Origin of the sequence: Methylotenera versatilis 301 (assembly GCF_000093025.1) — a bacterium.
GTDB lineage: Bacteria > Pseudomonadota > Gammaproteobacteria > Burkholderiales > Methylophilaceae > Methylotenera > Methylotenera versatilis.
Window position 1 is genome coordinate 2832497 of record NC_014207.1, and the last position, 20037, is coordinate 2852533.

The window sequence follows — 20037 nt, forward strand, 5'->3', positions numbered from 1 at the left end:
AGCAGCAGTATTTAATTTACACATAGTATAATCACAAAATGACTGAAAATAACTCCGTTGGCACTGGCTCTGTAGGCATAGTTGCTCCACAAACTGCACATTTCGCGAAACCGCTCACGCTAAAAAGCGGCGCTGTACTGCCGCAGTTCGACCTTGTATATGAAACTTACGGCACACTAAATGCAGATAAATCCAACGCGGTTTTAATCTGCCATGCGCTATCTGGCACACATCACGTCGCTGGTAAATACAGTGAAAATGATAAATATGCCGGCTGGTGGGACAATTTAGTTGGTCCCAACAAACCATTAGATACGAATAAATTCTTTGTCATTGGACTCAACAACCTGGGTGGCTGTCACGGCAGTACTGGGCCAGTAAGCATCAACCCTGACACCAATCAGCAATGGGGATCACAATTCCCTGTAGTGACGGTTGAAGATTGGGTTAAATCTCAGGCTTTATTGGCTGACTATTTAGGCATTCAGCAGCTAGCTGCCGTCATCGGCGGTAGCCTTGGTGGCATGCAAGCCTTGCAATGGACGATTGCTTACCCAGAACGCGTACGCCATGCTTTGGTAATTGCCTCAGCGCCTAATCTCACCGCACAAAACATGGCTTTTAATGAAGTGGCGCGCCAAGCCATTATTACTGACCCAGAGTTTCATGGTGGCGATTACTATGCACACAATGTTCTGCCACGCCGTGGCTTGCGCATCGCACGTATGCTTGGTCACATCACGTATTTAAGTGATGATGCGATGGGCGCAAAGTTTGGTCGCAAGCTTAAAGATGGCGTCAAATACAGCTTTGATGCTGAGTTTGAAATGGAATCTTACTTACGTTATCAAGGTGATAAGTTCGCTGGCGAGTTTGATGCCAACACTTATCTGCGCATGACGCGGGCTTTGGATTATTACGACCCTGCACTTAATCACGATGGCGATTTAAGCGCCGCTTTAAATAAAGTCACTGCAAAATTTCTAGTAGTTTCTTTCACTAGTGACTGGCGTTTCTCGCCTGCGCGCTCACGTGAAATTGTAAAAGCGCTGCTCGACAATGAACGTACAGTTAGCTATGCAGAAGTCACTGCCGCGCATGGCCATGATGCATTCTTAATGCCTGATGCGCACTACCACAACATTTTGCGCGCCTATCTAAATAGTATTGAAGTTGGTACTCACCATGCAAAATAATGTAAATATTACAAATTCAACGCAAGAATTCAGGCAAGACTTTGCAATTATCTCTGGCTGGGTAAAATTCGGCTCAAAAGTACTCGATTTAGGCTGCGGCGATGGTGCACTGCTACAATTTTTACGTAGCGGCTTAGAAGTAAAAGGATATGGCGTAGAAAAAGATGATGCCAATTGGTTAACCTGTATGAACAATGGTGTGAACGTTATTCAAATGGACTTAGAAGACGGTTTATCAGGCTTTGAAGACCAATCATTTGATACCGTCATTCTCTCGCAAACCCTTCAAGCCATGCATAATACAGAAGGTATCGTGCTGGAAATGTTGCGTGTTGGTCGTGAAGTCATCGTCACTTTCCCTAACTTTGGCTATTGGCGCAACCGCGTGCAAATTCTCTCAGGCAATATGCCTGTGTCTAAAATACTGCCTTATCAATGGTTTGATACGCCGAATGTACACCTTTGCACCATTAATGATTTTGACGAGTTTTGTAAAAATCACAAAATTTCAGTGTTAGAACGCAAAGTCATTACCGATGGTAATCAAATAGATTTTATGCCTAACTTCTTAGGTAATTTGGCTATTTATCGTCTGAAAGCCAATTAGTAGTGCTTCAAAACCCCGCTCAGCCTAGCATCTGGCAATCGCTGCTTAGTAAAAAGATGTTGATCTGTGTCTTCTTGGGGTTTACCTCAGGTTTACCACTGTATTTGCTCTTGCAACTGTTACCCGCATGGTTACGTTCTGAAGGCATGAACCTCAAAACCATCGCCGCTTTTGCGTTTATACAGTTGCCATATTCGTGGAAGTTTGTATGGGCGCCACTGATGGATAGATACAACCTCATCGCACCGCTTGGACGCAGACGCAGTTGGATGCTCATCACGCAGGTGGCGCTTTTTGCCAGCATGATTACTTACGGCTTTTATGAGCCCAAGCTCAATATCACCACCATTGCAGTTATTTCTACATTGATTGCATTCTTCTCTGCCAGCCAAGATATTGTTATTGATGCGTTTCGTCGCGAAATTTTGAGCGACCATGAACTAGGCTTAGGCAACAGCATCCATGTGAATGCTTACCGCATTGCAGGGCTCGTGCCAGGCTCGCTTGGGCTAATACTGGCAGACCATTTGCCTTGGTCATCGGTGTTTTGGATTGTTGCGCTGTTTATGCTACCCGGCATCATCATGACATTATTGATACGCGAGTCACTCAAGGTTGTTGCACCAAAAACACTGTACGCCTCTGTCGTTGAGCCTTTTCATGAGTTTATTAGTCGCCAAGGCTGGCAAAGCGCATTATTGGTACTGATATTTATTTTGCTCTACAAACTTGGCGATAGCATGGCAACCGCACTCGCCACGCCCTTTTATTTAGATATGCACTTTAGCAAAAGTGACATTGGCGCCATTGCAAAAGGTAGCGGCTTAGTCTTGCAAATTGCAGGCGCATTTGTAGGTGGCTTGTGGATGCTCAAATTAGGCATAAACCGCGCCTTGTGGATATTTGGCATTGCTCAAGCTGTGACTATTTTAGGCTTTGCTTGGCTGGCACATGCAGGACCTTTTGAAGTCATAGGTGCAACTGAACGTGGCATGTTAGCCATTGTCATTGGCGCAGAAGCCTTTGGCGTAGGTTTAGGTACCGCCGCATACGTGGCCTACATGGCGCGCGAAACTAACCCGATTTACACCGCCACCCAGCTCGCTTTATTTACCAGCTTATCTGCCGTACCACGCTCTGTGTTTAACGCACTCACAGGCGGCATGGTAGAGAATTTAGGTTGGGAGAACTTCTTTTACGTCTGCACATTCTTAGCTATTCCGGGCATGGTGCTTTTGTTAAAAGTCGCGCCTTGGCATGAGCATAGATAAAAACATAAACTCCAGTTTTCTACTCCCGTCATTCTGAGCGTAGCTAAAAATGACGACGCTGTGAAACTCTTGTAAGGTTTCCACAATCTACACGACTAACTCTTACTGTTAAATCAAGGAGTTCCTCATGCGCATTATCCCCAAAATAGCATTCGCTTTAAGTTTAATAAACCTTGTCATGCAACCCGCTATCGCCGCAGAATGCAGCGCCAAAAGCGGCACAGCAACAGTACCCTTACTTGAGCTATACACCTCAGAAGGTTGCAGCAGCTGCCCTCCTGCAGATAAATGGTTGAGCGATTTAAAGCCAGACACTAAGAAAATCATCCCCCTCGCTTTTCACGTAGATTATTGGGATTACATAGGCTGGAAAGATAAATTCTCTAAAGCAGAATATAGCGACCGGCAGCGCAAAACTGCTGCGTTTGCAGGCGCAGGTTTTGTCTATACGCCGCAATTTGTGTTAAACGGACGTGACTTTAAAGGCGCTGACACCTCGCGATTAAACCAAGCAGTTTCCGCCAGCCAGAAACTAGCCTCACGTGCCAATTTAAGCTTAAACGCTATCATGCAGGTGAATGGTGAAATCACACTCAAAGCCACTGCCCAAGCCGTTAACTCTGCCGAGATTAACAATGCTGATATTTTTATAGCGATTTATGAAAATAAATTAGTCAGCCAAGTTAATGCAGGCGAAAACAATGGCCGCGAACTAAAGCATGATTACGTGGTGCGTGATTTACTCGGTGCGTATCAACTCAGCAATAAAAATGAGTTCGCAAAAAGCTTTACCCTAAAACCTGAGTGGAAAGGCAGACAAGCCGGGGCGGTGATATTTATACAGGATTCAAAAAACGGTGAAATTTTGCAGAGCTTACAATTACCGTTTTGTAGTTAAATTTAGAACGATAATAGACCAACCAAAATTTGACGTGAGTAAAAACTGTCGCGTATTTAAGATAGAATATGCCTCAACCCTTAAATATATCGCTGTTACGTGAATACCGACCACCCCCAAAAAGGCATTTTATTCATTTGTGCCGCAGTGTTTCTCTTTGCAAGTAGCGATGCACTATCTAAATACCTCACCAATTTTTACCCTGTCGTCATGGTGTTATGGGTGAGGTATGTTGTGCACGTTTCGTTGATGTTAGTCGTATTAAGGCCGCCATCATTCAAAACATTAATCGTCACTCAAAACCGCAAGCTACAAATTATTCGCGGCCTGTGCATGGTGAATACGAACTTAATGTTCATCAGCGCCTTACACTTTATTCCACTGGCCGAAGGCACCGCGATTATTTATCTTAGTCCATTGTTAGTCACGTCAATGTCAGGCCCGTTATTAGGTGAACGCATCGCGCGCTTACAGTGGATTGCAGTTGCCATTGGCTTTATAGGAGTTTTGTTCATCGTACGTCCCGGTGGCAGCATGTTCCACCCTGTCGCCTTGCTAGCCTTAGGCGCGGCACTCTCGTTCAGCGTGTATCAAATCATCACACGCAAACTTAACCATACCGACAGATCAAGCACCACAAACTTCATTAGCGGACTAATAAGCGCGCTAGTGACCAGCGTGTTACTGCCATTCTTTTGGAAAACACCCACGCTGTATTTTGCTTTACTGATGGTACTACTAGGTATATCAGCCCTCGTTAGCCACCTGTGGATGACCAAAGCCTACCAACATGCAAAACCTTCCACACTTGCGCCATTTTCATACACGCAGCTATTATTTGCAGGCTTAATTGGTTATGTCTTTTTTAATCAAATCCCAGATTTTATAGGTTTGGTTGGCATGCTAGTTATTGTGGCGGGCGGGTTGTTGGTGTTTAGTAAAGTAAGTTACAAAAAATAAAAGGTAATTTTAATTACGGCTTACTACAAGCAAATCCGCCGCATCAGCTGTACACCTCCGTCATTCTGAGCATAGCGAAGAATCCAGCAGTTTGAACTTAGCTAAAAACTGGATTCTTCGTTGCACTCAGAATGACGGATATCGAGAGATTTTAGGATTACTCAATCAACAGTGAAACTTCATCGCCTCTGACTTTCAACTCCCCTGCTACCGCGCCTGCGCTGCTAAGCTTGATGGGAGTTTTCGGCAAGCGGCTGTTTGAGCCAAGTGATTTATTTGGCGAGTTTCCGATTGCCGCCCATGAAGCTGAGCAGCGCAGGAAACAAGCGGGAGGGGGCGCTCTTTTCTTTGGTTACTTACTTTTGAGCAAGCAAAAGTAAGTAACTCGCCTAGAGGCGAAAAGAAACAGAACATACAGCGTATCTAGGATTGAGTTCCAGCCAAACTTCAAACTGTATTTTCAGTGCGCTCATCTCGCATCAACTCTTGATCAGATTTTGCAAGTAGCAATGCCTGCTTTCCCAAAGCTAGTCGATCAGCCCGTGCCAAATTAGTAATATCTGGGAAAATAGACTTCGACTTTTCAACTACATCGCTAAGCACCTCAACCGCTAGCTTCTCAGTGTTTATAGCCATATACCAAATCTGAAACACTTGAAACTCAACAGGAGACTTGTTTAAAAGTCTAATATAATCCTCTACCGCTAGAAACATCAGACCTTCTAAGTTGGACTCTTTTAAACTTGGCAGTACAGCATCTGGATTTCGATCTGCGTGCTTGAAGAAGTTTCGATATGGAGAATTGATATAGTCGTATTTCAAGTCTTTACCAGCAGGGATGTTTTCTCTTGTTTGGTTTGAGAAACTAAGCACGCCTTCTCTGTTGCAAAGTACGTCAATTATCTCCCAAGCATTTGCCGCTAACGATAAAACTGATACGCTATCCTCTCCGTCAAAAAGCAATCTAATAGCTGTAACAAGTTGGCGTTTCGCCACTTCAATTTTGCTAAGCAGTTTATCCATATTTTCTTAAGTACTAAATAAGTTATGAGTTATTTTGATAAAAATTCTAATCCAAGTATTCAACAATCAGCGGCGCATGATCACTAAACCTCTCCGCCTTATAAACACTAGTTGAAACCGCCTTAGCCGCTATTGCTGGCGTAGCAATTTGATAATCAATACGCCAACCTACGTTTTTAGCATAAGCCTGCCCGCGATTGCTCCACCATGTGTAGCACTCATCGGTAGTATTGGGGTGTAAAGTGCGATAGACATCTACCCAGCCAACTTCATCAAATAAAGTAGTCAGCCATGCACGCTCTTCTGGTAAGAAACCTGAATTTTTCTTATTGCCTTTGTAGTTTTTAAGGTCAGCTTCTTTGTGGGCAATATTCCAATCACCGCAAATGATGATTTCACGACCACTTTTAATCAGCGCTTGCATATGCAGCATAAAGCGTGTCATCACACTGAACTTAAAGGCTTGGCGCTCTTCTCCACTAGAGCCACTTGGCAAGTAGAGTGAAATTACGCTTAAGTTGCCAAACTGACATTCTAAATAACGTCCTTCGCTATCGATATCTTGCACACCATCATTTGAGCCACCCAAACCTTCAATCACGGCATCTGGCTTGGCTTTACAATAAATACCTACGCCGCTATAGCCTTTCTTTTCTGCATAGTGAAAATAGCCATAATAGCCAGCTGGGTTGAGCATTTCTGGCGTCATATCCGCTTGTTGGGCTTTTATTTCCTGCATACACACTACGTCTGCATTTTGCGTTTGTAGCCAAGTTTGCACACCTTTATTTGTTGCAGAGCGTATGCCATTCAGGTTTAGCGATATAATCTTCAAAACTTAATTCCTTAATATAATGATCTAGAACATGAGCACGAAACACACTATTGAGCAGTCTGAGCAATTTAGACAAGAGTTTATCGCATTTGCCATTAAAAAAGAGGTTTTGCGCTTTGGCGAATTTACAACTAAAGCAGGCCGCCTAAGCCCATATTTTTTTAATGCGGGTTTATTTAATGATGGCGAGAGCTTGATGAAGCTTGGCGAATTTTATGCAGCCGCTATTAAAAATTCAGGTATAGAATTTGATATGCTATTTGGCCCAGCTTACAAAGGCATTACGCTAGCAGCAAGTATCGCCATAGCATTTGCCAAAAATGGTCACAATGTGCCCTACGCGTACAACCGCAAAGAGGCTAAAGATCATGGCGAAGGCGGTGTCATTGTGGGTAGCCCACTAAAAGGTCGGGTACTCATCATTGATGACGTGATTTCTGCAGGCACCTCAGTAAGAGAGTCTGTTGACCTTATCCGCCACAATGGCGCGACTGCATGTGGCGTGGCTATTGCCATTGACAGGCAAGAGAAGGGTTTGGGCGAGCTATCAGCCGTGCAAGAGGTGATTAAAAATAATGGAATACCTGTGTGTGCAATTGCTAACTTGAATGACTTATTGACCTATCTAGAAAATCAAAATGATATGGCACAAAATTTGCTACTGGATAAAGTCATGTCGTATCGACAACAATATGGCGTTATTTAATTAACTTAAGGTTGAATACAGCGCCTTAGAGAATATTCAAAAAATGGTGAAGAGAAGTATTAACTTTTAAAATGAAACCGTTAGCTGGAATTAATTCACATTTTTCTGACAAGGCAAAACTTGGTCATTCGAGTTCAGCCTTGTCTGCGTTGCTTTTCTCTGGCGTACTGATACTGACTAGCTATACGCACCTAGTGCATGCTGATGGCAGCAAAATAGTGAAATGGAAAGATGCAAGTGGTGTAACCCATTACGGCGACAAAATGCCAGCACAAGAATCTGGTCGCAGCAATAGCGTCTTGAACAATCAGGGTACTGTGATTAAAACAAATGAATCTTTTAATCCCAAAGGTAATTCGCAAGAAACTGAGAAGCTTTCAGCAGATCAACAGAGACAAGATAAAGCCTTATTAGCGTCTTACTCGTCAGTAGACGAAATTGATATGGCAGAAAAGCGTAACTTGAAGAGTGACGAAACTGCTTTACTCACGTTAAGCCAGAATCAAGAAGAGTCTAAAAGGATGTTGGCCAGTATTTATGCAAAATTTTCTGGCAGAAAAATGCCCATTCAAGCCGCTGAAGATGCTCAAAACTATCAAACTCAAATCACAAAAACAAAATCACAGATTCTTGCTGTGCAAAATAGTATTGCTCAAACAAAAACTCGTTTCAGTCAATATCGGTCTAGATATATTGAGCTAAAGCCACAATAAAGCTCACTTACAAATATTAATGTAACAAGTAGTCCATAAAAAATGCCGCCTAAATCCGAAACTTTCTCGGCATTGGCGGCATTCTTATTTCTAGACACTGAAAATCTAACTTAGCCGAGGCCTAGCTTAGCTTCTTCTTCAAAATATCGTTTACTTGTGCTGGGTTGGCTTTACCTTTTGAGGCTTTCATGGCTTGACCAACTAAGGCATTAAACGCTTTTTCTTTACCTGCTTTAAATTCTTCAACCATGGCTGCATTTGCGGCTAGCACTTCGTCAATAATTGCTTCAATTGCTCCGCTGTCTGACTCTTGCTTTAGGCCTTTGGCTGCGATGATATCGTCAACACTTCCTTCAGCATTCCACAGCGCCTCAAACACTTGCTTGGCTGCGTTATTTGAAATCGTATTGTCGCCAATGCGTTTTAATAACTGTGCAAGCTGCTGCGCATTGATGGGCGAATCGCTAATGCTAGTATCGACTGCATTTAGTTTAGCAGCCAATGTACCCATCACCCAGTTAGCTGATTGTTTGGCATCTGCGCCAGCATCAACGGTTGCAACAAAGTAGTTAGCTAAATCTCGTGAAGTTGTCAGCGCGTTTGCATCATAGCTAGATAATGCATATTGTGCTTCAAAACGCGCCTTCATTGCTTCTGGCAATTCTGGCATAGTGGCTTTTACAGCATCTTTATCAGCTTCTGAAATCACCAATGGCAACAAATCAGGATCTGGGAAATAGCGGTAATCGTTTGCCTCTTCCTTGCTGCGCATAGCGCGTGTTTCGCCAGTATCTGGGTTAAACAGCACTGTTGCTTGCTGTATCGTTCCACCATCTTCTAGCGTTTCAATTTGCCAACGTGTTTCATACTCAATGGCTTGAGTCATGAACTTGAAAGAGTTCAGGTTTTTAATCTCACGACGCGTACCAAGCTTTTCTGTGCCTTTAGGGCGCACGGATACATTCACATCACAACGGAAGCTACCTTCTTGCATATTGCCATCGCAAATACCAATCCATTGCACTAGCTCATGAAGTTTTTTTGCATAAGCCACAGCTTCAGCCGCCGAGCGCATATCTGGCTCAGTCACAATTTCTAACAATGGCGTACCTGCACGGTTTAAATCGATGCCGCTCATACCCTCAACCGCACCATGCACAGACTTACCTGCATCTTCTTCCAAATGCGCGCGCGTGATGTTCACCACTTTTTCATAAGCAGCATTTTTACCCACCGCTGGCACTTGTATTGTGACGGCACCTTTACCAACTACTGGCAACTCAAACTGACTGATTTGATAGCCTTTTGGTAAGTCAGGGTAAAAATAGTTTTTACGTGCAAACACAGAGCGTGGTGCAATATGGGCATTAATCGCCAAACCAAATTTAATGGCGCACTGCACTGCCTCTTTGTTCAATACTGGCAACACGCCTGGCAAGGCAATGCTCACTTCGCATGCCTGAGTATTTGGCTCTGCGCCATATTTGATAGAAGCACCTGAAAAAATCTTAGTATTTGTTTTTAATTGGGTGTGAGTTTCTAACCCAATGACGACTTCCCATTCCATTATTTAACTTCCTTTGGCAATACCAGTTCTGGCATTCTCTCGTGCCAATCTGTCACTTGTTGATATTGATGCGCCACATTCAACATACGCGCTTCATCAAAATAATTACCGATAATTTGTAGCCCCACAGGTAACGACACACCATCATCACTTTGCGCAAAACCAGCAGGTATACTCATGCCTGGCAAGCCAGCCAAATTGGTAGAGATGGTGTAGATATCTTGCAGATACATGGCGACTGGGTCATCCACTTTCTCACCCGCTTTAAATGCAGTTGATGGTGCCGCTGGTCCCATAATTACATCACATTTTTTGAAAGCTTCGACAAAGTCTTGCGCAATCAAACGGCGAATTTGCTGGGCTTTTAGATAATAAGCATCGTAATAACCAGCACTTAATACATAAGTGCCAATCAAGATACGGCGCTTTACTTCCGCGCCAAAACCTTCAGCACGGCTCTTGTTATACATGTCCATCAAGTCCGTATATTCCGCAGCACGGTGACCGTAACGCACGCCATCGTAACGCGACAAGTTACTTGAAGCTTCAGCAGGTGCTAACACATAGTAAACAGGAATTGATAAGCCAGTATTTGGTAATGAAATATCTACAATTTCAGCGCCTAGCTTTTTATATTCTGCAATGGCCGCTTCAATCACCTTGCCTACGCTGGCATCTAAACCTTCGGAAAAGTATTCTTTCGGCAGACCAACTTTTAAGCCTTGCAGAGGTTTTGTAGGATTTGAATTGTAAAGCGCGCGAGTGTAATCTTCTTTTTCACGATTCAAGCTGGTTGAATCACGTTCATCAAAGCCTGCCATTACGTTCATCATCAGCGCACAATCTTCTGCACTTTTTGCCATCGGACCAGCTTGGTCTAGCGATGATGCAAAGGCAATCATACCGTAACGTGACACAGCACCATAAGTTGGTTTTAAACCCGTAAAACCACATAAAGAAGCTGGTTGGCGAATTGAACCACCAGTATCGGTACCCGTTGCCGCCGCACAAAGCCTTGCAGCTACCGCCGCCGCACTACCTCCGCTACTGCCACCTGGCACACGGTCAAAACTCCAAGGGTTTTTAACGCCACCAAAATATGAAGTTTCGTTAGATGAACCCATCGCAAACTCATCCATATTGGTTTTACCCAAATTCACCGCACCTGCAGCATCAAATTGTGTGATGATATGCGCGTCATATGGCGCAATAAAATTGGCTAACATTTTTGAACCACAAGTGGTTTGCCAGCCTTTTGCACAAAAAATATCTTTTTGCGCGATTGGGATACCCGTTAATGGGGCAACATTACCATCAGCGATGCGCGCATCAGCTGCTTTGGCTTGCGCCAAGGTTTTGGCTTCATCTAAAGCAATGTAGGCATTAATACTAGGATTGTATTGCTGAATTCTATCTAGAAAAGTTTGTGTCAATTCAACACTAGAAATCTTCTTCGCTTGGAGCATCTCGCCCAGCTGTTTTAGGCTGCTGTTAATCATATTCAAGTCTTATTTTAAGTTCTTACTCAATTACTTTAGGTACAAGGTACAAACCACCTGCAACCGCGGGCTCAGTTGAGCCATTTCCAAGTTCAGGTGCGTTTTTCTGAAACTCGTCGCGTAGATTAGTTTTAGTGACAACATCATCACGCAAACGCTGGCTTAAATCTTGAGAATGCGACATCGGCTCAATGCCAGTGGTATCGACAGCCTGCATTTGCTCAATCAAACCAAGAATTCCTGTCAGCTTAGTGAGTGTTGCCGCAGCATCACTTTCGCTCACTTCAATACGTGCTAAATGTGCTACTTTTTTGATGTCTTCAATGCTCAATGCCATGTTTCATTAATCCGAAATTTAGTTAGTACATTTTGATGTTCAAAATGAGTCACTTGATATGACTTCTCTTTACAATTAAGTTGCAAACACATCTTAATTTTCAACCCAATATGCGGTATTATACCTGCAATTTACTGACGTCTTAATTGCGCTTAAATATTTACTTAGCGCCCCAAATCGTCATCTTGCATCAAATCACAGGAAAAACACAATGTTCGGTTTTATAACTAGCTATTTTTCAAACGATCTTGCTATCGACTTGGGTACAGCAAACACGCTGATTTACTCTCGCGGCAAAGGCATCGTTTTAGATGAACCATCAGTGGTTGCCATTCGTTTAGAAGGCGGCCCAGGTGGCAAAAAAATTCTACTCGCGGTTGGCGCTGAAGCCAAAGGCATGCTTGGCCGTGCGCCAGCAAATATTCAAGCGATTCGCCCAATGAAAGACGGCGTGATTGCGGACTTCACCATTACTGAGCAAATGCTCAAATACTTTATCCGCCGTGTGCATGACGCACGTTGGTTTTCACCAAGCCCGCGCATTATTATTTGCGTACCAGTTGGCTCTACTCAAGTAGAACGTCGTGCGATTAAAGAATCTGCTGAACGTGCTGGTGCTAAACAGGTATTCCTGATTGAAGAACCGATGGCTGCAGCGATTGGTGCTGGCATGCCAGTTTCAGAAGCAACCGGCTCTATGGTGGTAGATATTGGTGGCGGTACAACTGAAGTGGGTGTTATTTCACTTGGCGGTATTGTTTATGCTAAATCTGAACGCGTCGGCGGTGATAAGTTCGACCAAGCGATTATTGATTACATTCGCCGCAATTATGGCATGCAAATTTCTGAGCCAACGGCAGAAAATATTAAGAAAACCATTGGCTCTGCGTTCCCAGGTTCAGCTGTTTTAGAGATGGAAGTGACCGGTCGTAACCTTGCAGAAGGTTTGCCACGTAAATTCACTATTTCTAGCAATGAGATTTTAGAAGCACTGACTGAGCCATTAAATTCAATTGTTGGCGCAGTAAAGTCAGCTCTAGAGCAAACCCCACCTGAGTTGGGTGCTGACATTGCCGAAAAAGGCATGGTACTCACTGGCGGCGGCGCTTTATTACGTGATTTAGATAGACTACTGGTAGAAGAAACTGGTTTACCGGTCATCGTTGCAGAAGATCCACTGACTTGCGTTGCACGCGGCTGTGGTCAAGCTTTAGAAGAAATGGATAAGCTTGGCAGCATCTTCGCCTACGAGTAATAAAGGCTGAATAGCCTTCGCGATGAAGTAAAATTTAGGCCGTGCTATACGGCCTAAATCACATAAGGACATCTCTATAAATACAATTTTCGTCATGATACTGCGTTGCTCACAAAAAAAATAATTCCTTATATAGTTAGATATATACCGCGTCATTATTTTTCTATTCGCGCCTTGTCTCATTTAGAAACTAGTATTTATAAAGATATCCATAAGAAGTTAAACTTCTACCTTTACAGAGAAATTGAATATCGCTTAACCAATGTCGCGCCGCTTTAATCACAAACTCGAGCAACAATCCGCCCCAGCATTTTTTGTGCGCGGCCCGAGTCCGCTTGCGCGTTTGGCTTTTTTCTCTGCTCTTTCACTGGCATTAATGGCGGCGGACTCTCGCCTAGAATATCTCACCACCGTGCGCCAGAACCTACAAGCGCTATTGCACCCTTTGCAATTGCTGGCTAATGCACCATCACGGCTTTATCGTGATACCACCGAGTACTTTTCTACGCATGAATACTTACTTAATGAAAATCGAAACTTAAAGAAAAATGCGCTGAAACAAGCCGTTGAGCTGCAAAAACTCAATACGCTTGAGCTGGAAAACAATAATCTTCGCCAACTATTAAAAACTAATCAGTCGATTGTTGAAACTAGTGTGGCGGCTGAAATTATGCATGTGGGTCGCGATTTATTTACCAAGAAAATCATCGTGAATCGTGGCGCAACACATAACATCGTAGCGGGCGAAGCGGTGGTTGATTCGACTGGCGTGATTGGTCAAGTCACGCGCATTTACCCACTGAGCAGCGAAGTCACGCTCATTACCGACAAGTCACTTGCCATTCCAATACAGGTCGAACGTAACGGTTTGCGCGCTATTGCATTTGGACATGGTCGCGACAACACCTTGGATTTACCGTATTTGCCGACCAATGTAGATATTCAACGTGGCGACAAATTGGTGACGTCGGGTATAGATGGCGTCTACCCTGCAGGACTTGCTGTTGCAACAGTTTCACAAATTGAAATTACGGCCGACTCGCCATTCGCACGCATTATTTGCGTACCGACTGGCGGCGTAGAAAACCATAAACAAGTACTTTTAGTCAGTATCCCACGTATGGCCGAGCCAGTTGAAACGGAAATAATTAGCGCGATTAAGCCAGAGGCGAAAATTAAAAAATCTGAAAATAAACCCATCGTTGCCAAACCAGTAGCAGCCCAACCTGAAATGACAAAACCTGCTGCAAATAACACGGAGGCTGGGAAACCTAAATTAGCACCAGAGGCTAAGCCTCCAGTAACTACTCACCCTAACAATACGAGCAAGCCACATGCCGCCGAGTAAGCTCAAAACTCTTTACCTATCGCTGATTTTAGCGTTCGTTTTCCTACTGCTACCATGGTCTGGATTTGCACTAAAAATACGTCCAGATTTTATATTGTTGGTCATTATTTTTTGGCTAATACGTGCACCTAACTTATGTAATGTAGGTACAGCTTGGTTTCTAGGACTTTTTGTAGACTTAGCCACGGGCGGCATATTTGGTCAATTTGCATTGGCTTACACCATTACTGCATTTTTTGCGGTGACTTATCAGCGTCGCTTAGTATTGTTTAACCACACTCAGCAACTATTTTATGTGTTCTTGTTATTGATGATTTCGCAAATCGTATTACTCATCATTAAAACCTTCTCAGGTGCAGACGCTTTAGGCTGGGGTTATTTCTTACCAAGTATTGTGGGCGTTATATTGTGGAGAGTCGCAGTAATTTTTGGCTTAAATACGGGCGGTCGCTCGCGTGGGACTTAATACTTTGATGGCTGGCATTTAATTATGCGCGCTGAGCTTAAGAACTTTCAGCATGAGCAATATTACTTTAAGCTGAGGTTAGGCTTCACAGCTTTTGTAGTGATAGCGCTGTTTAGCGTGTTGGCACTACGTTTCTCATACTTGCAAATCAAACAGTACAAACACTATCAAACGCTCGCTGAAAACAACCGTATTTCACTCGTGCCGATTGTGCCTAACCGTGGTTTGATTCTCGATAAAAATGGCGTGGTACTTGCCCATAACTTCTTCGTTTACACCTTAGAAATCACACCATCCAAGGTAGATGACCTTGAAAAAACCATTTCCGAAGTCAGCAAATTGGTGGAAGTCAGCTCACTAGACCGTAAGCGCTTTAACAAACTTCGTGAAGAAAGCCGCAACTTTGAAAGCGTGCCGATTCGCACGCACTTAAATGAAGTAGAAGCCGCAAGTTTTGCAGTTAATCACTACCGCTTTCCAGGGGTGGAAATCAAGTCTCGGTTATTTAGACACTATCCACTAGGCAAACTGGGCGCGCATATGGTGGGATACATCGGGCGTATCAACGATAAAGACTTAGAAAATCTTGAGAAGAACGGCGACCTGTCTAATTACAAAGGTTCTGACCATGTCGGCAAAAGCGGCATAGAGCAGTTTTATGAACGCCAACTGCATGGCACCACCGGGTTTCAGCAAGTTGAGATTGATGCCGATGGCCGAGCCGTACGCGTATTATCAAGCACCCCGCCTGTGCCTGGTAGCAATCTTGTTTTAACGATTGATAGCAAAATCCAAGAAATTGCTGAAACTGCTTTTGGCGAACATCGTGGTGCATTAGTCGCGATTAACCCAAAAACGGGCGAAGTGCTCAGCTATGTAAGTCAGCCAACTTTTGACCCCAATATGTTTGTCGATGGCATTGATGTGGAAAACTGGCGTCTGCTCAACGACTCTTTAGATAAGCCACTGATCAATCGACCTATACGCGGCATTTACCCGCCAGGTTCTACTTTTAAGCCATTTGTTGCAATGGCTGGGTTAGAAAATGATAAGCGCGTTCCACCTTTTAGCATCAGTGACCCTGGTTACTTTACGTTGGCCAATAGTGTGCATAAATACCGAGACTGGAAACCGACTGGTCACGGCATGGTAGATATGCAGCGCGCCATCACCATCTCTTGTGATACTTTTTTCTATGGATTGGCGCTGGAATTGGGTATCGACAAACTAACAAGTTTTGTTGGTCATTTTAATTTTGGTAGGAAAACTGGCATAGACATTCAAGGTGAAAATGAAGGCCTACTTCCAACGCCAGAATGGAAAATGCGTCGCTTTAAGCAACCTTGGTATCAGGGTGAAACTGTCATTGTTGGTATTGGTCAAGGCTATACTTTGGTGACGCCTTTGCAGCTAGCGCAGGCCACAGCGACATTGGCAAATAATGGCGTGGCAATGAAGCCGCATTTAGTTGCTAAGATTCAAAAAACCATTACCAATGAAACACAAACGGTGCCATTGGTCGTGCAAGATACCATTCCGCTAAAACCTGAGAACATTGATATTGTTAAACGCGGCATGATTGCGGTAACACAACCAGGCGGTACCGCCGCTACTGTAGGTGCAAATGCGCCTTACTCTATTGCTGCAAAAACAGGCACGGCTCAAGTGATTGGCATCAAACAAAATGCAAAATATAATGCTAGCAGCATTGATGAGCGTCATCGTGACCACGCCTTATTTATTGCCTACGCCCCTGCGGAGGATCCAACAATCGCGATAGCGGTCATCGTAGAAAATGGTAATCACGGCGGCACAACTGCGGGGCCAATCGCCAGAAAAGTCATGGATTATTATCTATTAGGCAAAATACCTGCGCCTGAACAAGCCAAGGATGATAAAAAAGCACTAACAAAACCACCTAACAATGCGTTAGGTGCAGCTACCACTCAACCAGTACCAGAAGAAGAATTGCATGATTAGTCAACTGTTAAAGCAATTTCTTAAACACATCGACTCGTTCCTGATGGTGTGTCTATTTTTCACCTTAATGGTCGGATTGTTTGTGCTGTATAGCGCATCTGGGCAAAGTGTTGCACGGATATACGGGCAAGGCATTAACATCATAGTTGCCTTGAGTTTTATGTGGGTGGCCGCCAATATTGCACCCAATCAACTTGAGCGGGTTGCTCTTCCGCTTTATATTTTTGGCGTACTGCTATTAATCGCAGTCGCATTATTTGGCTCGATTAGCCACGGTGCACAGCGCTGGCTAAACCTAGGTTTTACTAAAATTCAACCTTCTGAGATCATGCGTATTGCCATGCCGATGATGCTTGCCTGGTATTTCTCCAAGCAAGAAGGCAAACCTAAGATGGCTGATTTTGCGATAGGTGGTTTATTACTATTAGTCCCTGTTGCCTTGATTATGAAACAGCCTGATTTAGGCACGGCATTACTTATTACTGCATCAGGCTTTTACGTGCTGTTTTTAGCGGGCTTAAGCTGGAAGTTGCTGCTAGGTAGCGTAATAGCATTTGCTGCATCTACCCCTATACTTTGGTCGATGTTGCATGATTATCAACGTAAACGTATCGAAATTTTACTAGATCCTACACAAGACCCACTAGGCGCTGGTTACCATACTATTCAAGCCATTATTGCAATTGGTTCGGGTGGTACCGCGGGTAAAGGTTGGCTAAATGGCACACAAGCTCAGTTAGACTTCCTACCAGAACGTACCACAGATTTTATTTTTGCTGTGTTTGGTGAAGAGTTCGGATTATTAGGTAATTTATTGTTATTACTATTATTTACCTTGATTATTATGCGTGGCTTAGTGATTGCATCACAGGCGCAGAGCACTTTTGCGAGACTCTTAGCAGGCAGTATTACGCTGACTTTTTTCACCTATGCATTTGTGAATATGGGCATGGTAAGCGGCATTTTACCTGTGGTGGGTGTACCATTGCCGTTAATTAGCTATGGCGGAACTTCTATGGTGACGCTTTGCCTTAGTCTAGGTATTCTAATGAGCATACATACTCACAAAAAATTGGTAGCCACTTAATGAATTTCAAAATTTCAAACCATCAATTGATGCGCTCTCGTTTATTAGTAATGGCAATAACTGCACTGCTGGCAGCTTGCGGAGCAAATCCCCCTTTAAATCCTGTCACTAAAGCGCCTACAACTTCAGTTCCAACAAAACAAGCACCAACGCCAAGCAATGAATCAACGACGAAAACAGAGCCTAAACCAGGTTCAGGCGGTTACTATTTAGATGATGGTCCGGGTGAAAATGCGCCAGCAAATATAGATAGTATTCCAAGTGCCACGTTAAAATCAGAGCAACCATACAGTCGCGCCAATAAGCCATACTCAGCATTGGGTCAGCAATACACGCCTATGACTGGCTACGTGCCTTATAAAAAACAAGGCATTGCTTCATGGTATGGTAAACGGTTTCATGGCAAAAAAACTTCAACGGGTGAAGTGTATGACATGTATGCCATGACTGGTGCACATACCATTTTGCCGATTCCTAGCTATGCAAAAGTCACAAACCCGGCGAATGGTCGCTCTGTCATAGTACGCATTAATGATAGGGGGCCATTTAAACGTGATCGACTTATTGATTTATCTTATGCTGCAGCTTATCAATTGCGCTTAATTAAACAAGGCAGCGGTTTGGTTGAAGTGGAAACGATAGATACCAGTCCCGAAGCTTTGCATAAAGCACCGACAGATGCATCAACCCAAACGGCTTCGGTGTCACAAAACACATTGCCTGAAAACACACAGTCAAGCGTTACGTCCCTTGCTGCACAAACCACTGCGATAGAAGCAACACCAACGATAACATCTGCAACAACTGCAACAACTGCGACTAGCAGTGCACTAAACTCACAATTCTATGTTCAAGCTGGCGCATTTAAGAATGAAGCGAATGGCGATCTGTTACAGAAAAAAATCCAAAGTTTAGATCTGGGCGAAAATGTAGGGGTAGCTAACGTGTATAATAGCGGCCTATATCGCGTAAAGCTTGGACCCTATGCAAGTAGATCTGAAGCCGATGTTTCGGCTGCAAACATCCGCAGACAATTAAACATTGCCGCACATGTCACAAATTAATCAACCTCATTATCAAAACATAATTACATGCAAAAACTGACTTCAACCCCATTCAAAAATCTTTTATGTACCTTTTTGCTTAGCACTACGGCGCTAGCTATCTCTTCTGTAGCTCAGGCTGAAAGTGCGCAAATTGCGCCGCCGCCAAACCTAGCGGTTAAAGCCTACTTACTTAAAGATTTTAATAGCAATTATGTCATCGCATCACAAAATAGCAGCATGCGCATTGAGCCTGCCTCACTGACTAAAATCATGACTGCATATTTGGCCTTTAAAGCGCTCAAAAATGGTCACCTATCACTGACGCAAACACTACCAGTCAGCGAGTTGGCTTGGAAAGTAGAAGGCTCAAAAATGTTTATTGAGCCTAATAAGCCTGTGACAGTGGACGAGCTTTTACACGGTACGATTATTCAGTCTGGCAACGACTCTTCTATCGCGCTGGCTGAAGGTATTGCAGGTACTGAGCCACAGTTCGCAGATATGATGAACAAAGAAGCCGCACGATTAGGTATGAAAAATACCCATTATATGAATGCAACTGGCTTACCAGATGCTCAGCACTTTACTACAGCTGATGACTTGGCAACACTTGCTGCGGCACTGATACGTGACTTCCCTGACCAATATCAGCGTTTATACTCCGTTAAAGAATATACCTACAACAAAATCACCCAGCCAAACCGTAATCGCTTGCTTTGGGCAGACCCCAACGTAGACGGTATGAAAACTGGCCATACCGAAACTGCAGGCTATTGTTTAATTGCATCAGCAAAACGTGATGGTACTCGTCGTATTTCTGTGGTGCTAGGCGCGCCAACAGACTCAGCACGTGCAAGCGAAAGTCAAAAACTACTTAATTATGGTTTTCAGTACTTTGATTCAAAATTAGTCTACAAACAAGGGCAAAGTATTAATCAGCTTAAAGTATGGAAAGGTACTGAAAATCAATTAGCGTCAACCGTAGCTAACGATTTGTTTGTGACTGTACCAAAAGGTGACTACGCTAACGTAAAAGCTGTCATGTCTAGCACTCAACCACTGATTGCCCCTATTAAAAAAGGTCAAGTAATAGGTAGTGTGAAATTCATACTGAATGGTAAAACTATAGAAGAGCGCAGCTTAGTGGCCGTGAAGTCTATTGATGGCGCGGGTATTTTAGGGCGCGCTTGGGATTCAATTAAACTGTTAATGCAATAAATATCATTACAAATTTACTGAGCTC

At 43.7% G+C, this 20037-nt stretch carries 20 protein-coding genes; 15 read left to right on the forward strand and 5 right to left on the reverse strand.

Features of this window, described 5'->3' with window-relative positions; translation table 11 throughout:
• The first annotated feature begins 38 nt into the window (after positions 1-38).
• The 6 genes from metX (at position 39) to M301_RS14620 (ending at position 5312) form a co-directional block, all read left to right on the forward strand.
• Complete coding sequence (gene metX / locus M301_RS13045) at positions 39-1196, forward strand: homoserine O-succinyltransferase MetX (RefSeq protein ID WP_013149253.1); 1158 nt, start codon at positions 39-41, stop codon at positions 1194-1196.
• Positions 1186-1803, forward strand: a complete 618-nt coding sequence (metW, locus tag M301_RS13050) for a methionine biosynthesis protein MetW (protein WP_013149254.1) — start codon at positions 1186-1188, stop codon at positions 1801-1803. The genes metX and metW overlap by 11 nt, the downstream gene beginning before the upstream one ends.
• 56 nt (positions 1804-1859) lie before the next feature.
• Positions 1860-3074 (forward strand): AmpG family muropeptide MFS transporter, encoded by a 1215-nt coding sequence (locus M301_RS13055; protein ID WP_049769982.1) that lies wholly within the window; start codon positions 1860-1862, stop codon positions 3072-3074.
• 127 nt (positions 3075-3201) lie between these two features.
• Positions 3202-3972, forward strand: coding sequence for a DUF1223 domain-containing protein (locus M301_RS13060; protein WP_013149256.1), 771 nt, complete (start codon positions 3202-3204; stop codon positions 3970-3972).
• Positions 3973-4071: 99 nt separating this feature from the next.
• Positions 4072-4932 carry a DMT family transporter gene (locus M301_RS13065; protein ID WP_013149257.1) on the forward strand — a complete coding sequence of 287 codons (861 nt, stop codon included), beginning with the start codon at positions 4072-4074 and terminating at the stop codon, positions 4930-4932.
• A gap of 230 nt (positions 4933-5162) precedes the next feature.
• Entirely contained in the window at positions 5163-5312 is a 150-nt protein-coding gene (locus M301_RS14620; RefSeq protein ID WP_190274928.1) for a hypothetical protein, read from the forward strand.
• 67 nt (positions 5313-5379) lie between these two features.
• Here M301_RS14620 and M301_RS13070 read toward each other — a convergent pair whose 3' ends face one another.
• Both M301_RS13070 and M301_RS13075 read right to left on the reverse strand, forming a co-directional pair.
• On the reverse strand, positions 5380-5955 hold the full coding sequence (locus M301_RS13070; protein WP_013149258.1) for a hypothetical protein: 576 nt from the start codon (positions 5953-5955) through the stop codon (positions 5380-5382).
• Between the two features lie 46 nt (positions 5956-6001).
• Positions 6002-6790, reverse strand: coding sequence for an exodeoxyribonuclease III (locus M301_RS13075; protein WP_013149259.1), 789 nt, complete (start codon positions 6788-6790; stop codon positions 6002-6004).
• Between the two features lie 31 nt (positions 6791-6821).
• On the opposite strand from M301_RS13075, the gene pyrE reads away from it, so the two are divergent.
• On the forward strand, positions 6822-7496 hold the full coding sequence (pyrE, locus tag M301_RS13080; protein ID WP_013149260.1) for an orotate phosphoribosyltransferase: 675 nt from the start codon (positions 6822-6824) through the stop codon (positions 7494-7496).
• Positions 7497-7567: 71 nt separating this feature from the next.
• Positions 7568-8209 carry a DUF4124 domain-containing protein gene (locus M301_RS13085; RefSeq protein WP_013149261.1) on the forward strand — a complete coding sequence of 214 codons (642 nt, stop codon included), beginning with the start codon at positions 7568-7570 and terminating at the stop codon, positions 8207-8209.
• A gap of 121 nt (positions 8210-8330) precedes the next feature.
• On the opposite strand, the gene gatB is transcribed toward M301_RS13085, so the two are convergent.
• From gatB to gatC, 3 genes are read right to left on the reverse strand one after another with little or no spacing between them, the layout of a single operon-like run.
• On the reverse strand, positions 8331-9776 hold the full coding sequence (gatB, locus tag M301_RS13090; protein WP_013149262.1) for an Asp-tRNA(Asn)/Glu-tRNA(Gln) amidotransferase subunit GatB: 1446 nt from the start codon (positions 9774-9776) through the stop codon (positions 8331-8333).
• A complete protein-coding gene (gatA, locus tag M301_RS13095) occupies positions 9776-11275 on the reverse strand; it encodes an Asp-tRNA(Asn)/Glu-tRNA(Gln) amidotransferase subunit GatA (protein ID WP_013149263.1) in 1500 nt (499 codons plus the stop codon). The genes gatB and gatA overlap by 1 nt, the downstream gene beginning before the upstream one ends.
• Positions 11276-11297: 22 nt before the next feature.
• The gene (gene gatC / locus M301_RS13100) at positions 11298-11612 is read right to left on the reverse strand and encodes an Asp-tRNA(Asn)/Glu-tRNA(Gln) amidotransferase subunit GatC (RefSeq protein ID WP_013149264.1); all 315 of its coding nucleotides are present in this window, start codon (positions 11610-11612) and stop codon (positions 11298-11300) included.
• A gap of 211 nt (positions 11613-11823) precedes the next feature.
• Here gatC and M301_RS13105 point away from each other — a divergent pair, with 211 nt between their 5' ends.
• The 7 genes from M301_RS13105 (at position 11824) to M301_RS13135 (ending at position 20012) form a co-directional block, all read left to right on the forward strand.
• A complete protein-coding gene (locus M301_RS13105) occupies positions 11824-12867 on the forward strand; it encodes a rod shape-determining protein (protein WP_013149265.1) in 1044 nt (347 codons plus the stop codon).
• A gap of 262 nt (positions 12868-13129) precedes the next feature.
• Positions 13130-14215, forward strand: a complete 1086-nt coding sequence (mreC, locus tag M301_RS13110; RefSeq protein ID WP_013149267.1) for a rod shape-determining protein MreC — start codon at positions 13130-13132, stop codon at positions 14213-14215.
• On the forward strand, positions 14202-14681 hold the full coding sequence (gene mreD, locus M301_RS13115; protein WP_013149268.1) for a rod shape-determining protein MreD: 480 nt from the start codon (positions 14202-14204) through the stop codon (positions 14679-14681). Before mreC ends, mreD begins: the two co-directional genes overlap by 14 nt.
• A gap of 24 nt (positions 14682-14705) precedes the next feature.
• Positions 14706-16661: a penicillin-binding protein 2 gene (gene mrdA, locus M301_RS13120; protein WP_013149269.1), complete on the forward strand. Its 1956-nt coding sequence runs from the start codon at positions 14706-14708 to the stop codon at positions 16659-16661.
• Entirely contained in the window at positions 16654-17748 is a 1095-nt protein-coding gene (gene rodA / locus M301_RS13125) for a rod shape-determining protein RodA (protein WP_013149270.1), read from the forward strand. The genes mrdA and rodA overlap by 8 nt, the downstream gene beginning before the upstream one ends.
• Positions 17748-18812: a septal ring lytic transglycosylase RlpA family protein gene (locus M301_RS13130; protein ID WP_013149271.1), complete on the forward strand. Its 1065-nt coding sequence runs from the start codon at positions 17748-17750 to the stop codon at positions 18810-18812. Before rodA ends, M301_RS13130 begins: the two co-directional genes overlap by 1 nt.
• Positions 18813-18839: 27 nt before the next feature.
• Positions 18840-20012 (forward strand): D-alanyl-D-alanine carboxypeptidase family protein, encoded by a 1173-nt coding sequence (locus tag M301_RS13135; protein ID WP_013149272.1) that lies wholly within the window; start codon positions 18840-18842, stop codon positions 20010-20012.
• Positions 20013-20037 lie beyond the last annotated feature (25 nt).